1 protein-coding gene is annotated in these 1,291 nt (G+C 58.6%); it reads right to left on the bottom strand.

Annotation, left to right across the window (positions count from 1 at the left end; all coding sequences use genetic code 11):
• Positions 1–43: 43 nt before the first annotated feature.
• Positions 44–1,245, bottom strand: a protein-coding gene (locus AB0P14_RS17910) for an IS3 family transposase (RefSeq protein WP_363845528.1) whose coding sequence is annotated in 2 segments (ribosomal slippage) — positions 44–993 and positions 993–1,245 — 1,203 coding nt in all. Because the reading frame shifts where the segments join, the coding sequence is not laid out codon by codon here.
• Positions 1,246–1,291: the final 46 nt, after the last annotated feature.

Genomic DNA, 1,291 nt, shown 5'->3' on the forward strand with positions numbered 1-1,291 from the left:
TGCGCCCGTCAAGTTTTTGAGACAGCTTGATTGGTTTTTCTTCTTAAGCTGCTGCTTGATTGGTTTGATTCTGGTACTCGGCCAGGGCCCGTGCCGGTGGCAGGCCTTGGTTGTTACTGTGGGGGCGGCGCCTGTTGTACCAGGACTCGATGTATTCCATGACCGCGGTCCTGGCGGCCAAATGGTTGGGGAAATCGTGGTGGTGGTACATCTCTGTCTTGAGGTGCGAAAAGAAATTTTCGGCCACGGAATTATCCCAACACACCCCCGTCTCACCCATGGACTGGGTGATGTTGTTCCCCGCGCACCACTGCTGGAAAGCGCCGGAAGTGTATTGCGAGCCCCGGTCCGAATGAAATATGGCCCCGTCCGGGTGAAGGCGGCCGTGGTCCCGGGCCATGGTGAGCGCATCAATGACCAGCCCGGTGCGCATGTGCGATGCCATCGACCAACCAACGACCATCCGGGTCGCCAAATCAATCGCAGTGGCCAGATACAGCCACCCAGACCCAGTTTTCAGGTAGGTGATGTCCCCGACGAGCTTCGTTCCCGGCACCGTGGCAGTGAAGTCCCGCCTGCCGTGCGTATCGAGCATGTGGTTCTTGATGTGCCCGGTTCTGGCTGTTGGATCCACAGCCGTGGTCTTCTTCCACGCCCGCATCCGCACCGCACGGATGCCTTGTTTGTTCATGATCGCCCCGACCGTTCCAGCCGCGACTAGCACGCCCTCATGGCCCAGAATCGTGGTGATCTGGTCCCTCCCGGCCATGCCCTTCTCACGCTCGTAGACCCGGCACACGTCCCGGGTGAGCTGGGCGTTCCGGACCTGGGTCGGGGTGGGTTCCGCCGGTTTGGTCCAGCGGTAGTACGAGGACCGGGGCACCTTCAATCGCTGGCACATCCAACCGATCGGATAGTTGGCCTTCTCCTGCCAAATAAACGTGTAGAAATCGTCTATCGTTGCTTCGCGGCGAAGAAGGCACTGACTTTTCCCAGGAACTCGATCTCCCGTTTCAATTCGGCATTCTCAGCCTGCAACGCCTTGTATTTCGCCCATTCCACCGGCCCCGGCTTATCCGTGACAGCTTCGGGATTTTCTTCCTTCCACGCCCTCACCCAGTTCCCCAAAGTGCCATCGCTGACACCAATCTCCTTCGCGACCTGCACGATCGGCCGGCCCGAGGAAATCAACAACTCAACAGCCTCGGCCTTGAACTCCGGACTGAACTTACGACGATTAGACATGAAACAGATTCTCCTAAACCCTGTCCCAAATCACCATACGGGCGCA

The organism is Specibacter sp. NPDC078709 (assembly GCF_040686795.1).
GTDB lineage: Bacteria > Actinomycetota > Actinomycetes > Actinomycetales > Micrococcaceae > Specibacter.